Annotated in this window: 7 protein-coding genes and 1 other RNA gene; 4 read left to right on the top strand and 4 right to left on the bottom strand. The window is 68.8% G+C overall.

Annotated elements, in window-relative coordinates; all coding sequences use genetic code 11:
- Positions 1-291, bottom strand: a transfer-messenger RNA (tmRNA) gene (gene ssrA, locus HUU96_RS12305); the annotation flags it as partial.
- 36 nt (positions 292-327) lie between these two features.
- On the opposite strand from ssrA, the gene HUU96_RS12300 reads away from it, so the two are divergent.
- On the top strand, positions 328-759 hold the full coding sequence (locus HUU96_RS12300) for an RrF2 family transcriptional regulator (RefSeq protein WP_174293066.1): 432 nt from the start codon (positions 328-330) through the stop codon (positions 757-759).
- Here HUU96_RS12300 and mscL read toward each other — a convergent pair.
- A complete protein-coding gene (gene mscL, locus HUU96_RS12295; RefSeq protein WP_174293065.1) occupies positions 756-1,196 on the bottom strand; it encodes a large conductance mechanosensitive channel protein MscL in 441 nt (146 codons plus the stop codon). The genes HUU96_RS12300 and mscL overlap by 4 nt on opposite strands.
- A 106-nt stretch (positions 1,197-1,302) precedes the next feature.
- On the opposite strand from mscL, the gene HUU96_RS12290 reads away from it, so the two are divergent.
- Genes HUU96_RS12290 through HUU96_RS12280 form a run of 3 tightly spaced genes read left to right on the top strand, consistent with a single transcriptional unit; the run spans position 1,303 to position 3,432 of the window.
- Positions 1,303-1,905 (top strand): LemA family protein, encoded by a 603-nt coding sequence (locus tag HUU96_RS12290; protein WP_174293064.1) that lies wholly within the window; start codon positions 1,303-1,305, stop codon positions 1,903-1,905.
- Position 1,906: 1 nt separating this feature from the next.
- Positions 1,907-2,761: a TPM domain-containing protein gene (locus HUU96_RS12285; RefSeq protein WP_174293063.1), complete on the top strand. Its 855-nt coding sequence runs from the start codon at positions 1,907-1,909 to the stop codon at positions 2,759-2,761.
- Positions 2,761-3,432, top strand: a complete 672-nt coding sequence (locus HUU96_RS12280; protein ID WP_174293062.1) for a TPM domain-containing protein — start codon at positions 2,761-2,763, stop codon at positions 3,430-3,432. The genes HUU96_RS12285 and HUU96_RS12280 overlap by 1 nt, the downstream gene beginning before the upstream one ends.
- Positions 3,433-3,462: 30 nt before the next feature.
- On the opposite strand, the gene HUU96_RS12275 is transcribed toward HUU96_RS12280, so the two are convergent.
- Positions 3,463-3,744: an ETC complex I subunit gene (locus HUU96_RS12275; RefSeq protein ID WP_174293061.1), complete on the bottom strand. Its 282-nt coding sequence runs from the start codon at positions 3,742-3,744 to the stop codon at positions 3,463-3,465.
- Between the two features lie 9 nt (positions 3,745-3,753).
- Positions 3,754-4,181, bottom strand: a 428-nt coding sequence (locus tag HUU96_RS12270; protein ID WP_302480242.1) for an ATP-dependent helicase C-terminal domain-containing protein, incomplete at its 5' end; no start/stop codon positions are given.

The raw sequence follows: 4,181 nt of genomic DNA, 5'->3' as shown, positions 1-4,181 counted from the left end.
ACCTAGTCCCGTGAAGGAATCAGTTACGCCGCAATCGCAAGAGCCTCGTTATCGTTGGCACTTGTGTAATGGGCCGTTTCGGTGGTCCCATTCCGAGCAAAAGACAGAGCTTTTCAACACACGTCGATCCTGGTTCGGCCCCGTCGTCATCGGCCTGGAAGGCCGGTGATGGTGGAGCCGCCGGGTACTGCCCCCGGGTCCGCTGCGCCTATTGGACACCGTCGTTTATCGCCATAGCCGGCGTAAGCCGGCACTGGCGATATAAGCGCTCGGACCGCCGCCGCCAACCGCCTTTCGCCGGCCACAAAGCGGGTCCAAAGCATTGCCATGCTGACCCAGCGTTCCCGCTATGCGTTGCGCGCGATGCTGTTCCTGGCCGAGGCCCCGTTCGGCGGTTCGCCGATCCCGATGACCCGCATCGCCGCCGAGGCGAACGCGCCGCGCAAGTTCCTGGAGATGATCCTTGCCGACCTGCGCGATGCCGGCCTGCTCCACAGCCATCGCGGCAAGATGGGCGGATACTGCCTGTCGCGGCCGACACACCTCATCTCGCTCGGTGAGATCATCCGCGTGATCGAGGGGCCGCTGGCGCTGGTGCCCTGCGTCAGCCGCACCGCCTATCGCCGCTGCGCCGACTGCAAGAGCGAGGCGGACTGCGCGATCCGCCACGCGATGATGCGGGTGCGCGACGAGACGGCGCGCATCCTCGACGGCACCAGCCTTGCCGATGCCGCCGCGGAAGAACTCGCCGCCGCCTAGGCGCGGCTGCGCAGCTCGTCCCTGATCTCGCGCAGCAGCGCGACGTCGGCCGGCTCGGCGGCGGGCGCAACCGTCTTGGTCCCTTCGAACCGCGCCATCGCCCTCGTCACCGCGCGGACCATGACGAAGATGATGAAGGCGATGATCAGGAAATTGACCGCCTGTGTCACGAACTGGCCATAGCCGAGCAGCGGCACGCCCGCCTTCTTGAGCGCGGCATAGTCGCTGAGCGAGCCCGTGTAGTTCGCCGGTACCGGCCCCATGCGCACGAAATAGCCGGAGAAATCGAGGCCGCCGAAGATCTTGCCGATCACCGGCATGATCACGTCCTCGGTCAGCGAGGTGACGATCTTGCCGAACGCCGCGCCGATGATGACCGCCACCGCGAGGTCGAGCACGTTGCCGCGCATCACGAATGTCTTGAAGTCGTTGAGCATGTCGCTTCCCCCTGTTGCCAGGGGATCGATGCTAGCCGCCGATTCCGCTTCCGCCAAGCGCACAGGTGTCCTATACGGGTAGCACAGGTTGAAGGAGATGATGCCGATGCGCCCCGTTCTCACCGCCCCCCTCTTGCCCGCGATGGCCCTCGCGCTTGCTGCCGCCCCGCTGGCGGGTTGCGGCGTCAACGCCATCCCCACCGCCGAGGAGAATGCCAAGGCGAGGATGGCGGACCTGCAGAGCCAGTATCAGCGCCGCGCCGACCTCATCCCCAATCTGGTTTCGACGGTGAAGGCGGCGGGCGCGCAGGAGAAGGACATCCTGGTCCAGGTGACGCAGGCGCGGGCCGGCGCGAGCAGCACGCAGCTGTCGGGCGACGACCTCAAGGACCCCGCCAAGGTCGCGGCGTTCCAGCGCGCGCAAGGTGCGGTGACGGTGTCGCTGCAACGCCTGCAGGAAGCCTATCCCGAGCTGAAGAGCCAAGGCAATTACACGACGCTGATGAGCCAGCTGGAGGGTACCGAGAACCGGATCGGCATCGCCCGTGACGACTACAATGCCGCGGTCCAGTCGTACAACACGCGCATCCGCACCTTTCCCGACGCAATCGGTGCGCGCATCTTCTATGGGGCCAAGCCGATGGTGCCGTTCGCCGTGACGACGCCCGGAGCCGATCAGCACGCGCCGACCGTGAACTTCGGCAGCTGACATGACGCGCACCGCCCGGTCGATCTGGGCCTGTCTGACGCTGCTGTTCGCGGCGATGCTTGTGGCCGGGCCGGCGGCCGCGCAGAGCTTTCCCAAGTTCAGCGGCCTGGTGGTTGATGCCGCCAACGTCCTGCCGCCGGCGACGCGCGACGACCTGACCCGCAAGCTCCAGGCGCTGGAGCATGACACTCACCGCCAGCTGGTGGTGGCGACGATCCCCAACCTTGGGGGCTATCCGATCGAGGAATATGGCAACAAGCTGCTTCGCAGCTGGGGTGTGGGGCTGAAGGACGTCAACAACGGCGCGATCCTGTTGATCGCGCCGAACGAGGCGTCGGGGCATCGCGGGCCGCGGATCGAGGTCGGCTATGGCCTTGAGCCGATCCTGACCGACGCCCTGTCCAGCGTCGTCATCAACCAGCAGATGATGCCCAAGCTTCGCAGCGGCGACGTACCGGGCGCGATGACGGCGGGCACCGACGCGTTGATCCAGCAGCTGCGTGCCAGTCCCGACGAGGCCAAGCAGCGCGGCGACGCTGCCGTCGCCGAGTTCAACCGCTCGCACCAGCGCGCGCAGGGCGGCGGCGCGATTCCGATCGGGCTGATCTTCTGGCTGATCGTGCTCGGCTTCGTCGCCGCGTCGTGGCTACGGCGCGGGCGCGGCGACAGCTATCATCGTGGCGGCAACTGGCCAATCCTGCTCTGGGGTCTCGCCAGCGCATTCGAGGATCGCGGCGGCGGCAGTGATAGTGGCGGCAGCTCGGGGGGTGGCTATGACGGCAGCTGGGGCGGCGACGGCTTCAGCGGTGGCGGCGGCGGCTCGGGCGGCGGCGGCGGCGCGTCGGGAAGCTGGTGATGCACCTTCACCCCGAAGACCGCGCCCGCATCGGTGCGGCGGTCGTTGCTGCCGAGGCGACCACCGACGGAGAGATCGTCGCGATCGTCGCCCGGCAGTCCGATGCCTATCACGATGTCGCGCTGCACTGGGCGGTGCTGGCGCTGTTGTTCGTGGTGGCGCTGCTCGCGGCGCTGCCGGGCCATGGCGTCCCGCTGCTCGACCCGCTGTCGAACGGCTGGGAAGGCGACTGGAGCGGCGGCGAGCTGTTGACGGCGCTGCTGGTCGGGATGGCGCTGGTGTTCCTCGCCGTCCATTATGCGACCAGGCCGGCCGGCGTCCGGGTGGCGCTGACCCCGGGCGCGACCAAGACGCGACGGGTGCGGGCGCGCGCGGTGCTGCTGTTCCGCAGCGCGATCGAGGCGCGCACCGCGACCGCGACCGGCGTCCTCCTGTACCTCTCGCTTGCCGAGCGCCGCGCCGAGATCGTCGCCGACCGCGCGATCCTGTCCAAAGTCGCGCCGACGGAATGGGGCGAGGCGATGGCGGCGCTGGTCGATGGCCTGCGCGAAGGCCGCGCCGGCGACGGCATGGTCGCCGCGATCGAGCGGATCGGCCTGGTGCTCGCCCGCCACTTCCCGCATACCGGCACCGACCCCAATGAGCTGCCCGACGGGCTGATCGAACTGTAACCTGCTGTTGGTGTCGAGCGCGGGCCTGCTCTAGCGGAAATTGTCCGCATAGGCCTGCAGCTTCAGCTTGGGCTTGGGCGCGGGCACGACGACGTAATCCCAACCCTGCCGCTCGCAATGCGCGACCGCTGCGTCCTGCGTCGCGAAGCCGAGCCGCACCTGATCGCGCGTGTCGCCGCTGCCCGCCCAGCCGGTCAGCGGATCGGGCCGCTTGGCCTCGGCGGGTTCGAACTCCAGCTGCCAGCGGTCGGTCCGGTACTTGCCGGACTGCATGGAGCTTTTTGGGCGCTGGAAGATGCGGGCGGTGGGCATGGGCTGTCCTTAGCGGTTTCCACCCGAACGCGCATCGGCCTTTTTGGTGCGCAGCGTTGCCGCCGCAGCCGCGGGGTCGTCGGGCCAGGGGTGGCGCGGATAGCGACCGCGCATCTCGCGCGCCACCGCTGCCCAACTGCCCGCCCAGAAGCCGGGCAGATCGCGCGTGGTCTGGATCGGGCGTCCGGCGGGCGAGGTCAGCGACAGCAGCAGCGGCACGCGCGCCTCGCCAACCGTCGGATGCTCGGCCAGCCCGAACAGCGCCTGGACGCGCAGCTCGACGCGCGGGCCGCCTTCCGCGGCATAGTCGATCGCGTGGCCGCTACCCGCCGGGCTGGTGAAGCTGGCGGGCGCGAACCGGTCGATCAGTCGCTGTTCCTCCCAGCTTACCAGCGCCCGCAGTGCTTCGACCAGCGCGCCGGGCATGATTGCGCCGA

This window comes from Sphingomonas bacterium, from assembly GCF_903644135.1.
Taxonomy (GTDB): domain Bacteria; phylum Pseudomonadota; class Alphaproteobacteria; order Sphingomonadales; family Sphingomonadaceae; genus Sphingomonas.
Note: the sequence above shows the minus strand (reverse complement) of the source record. Positions and strands in the feature narration are given on the sequence as shown.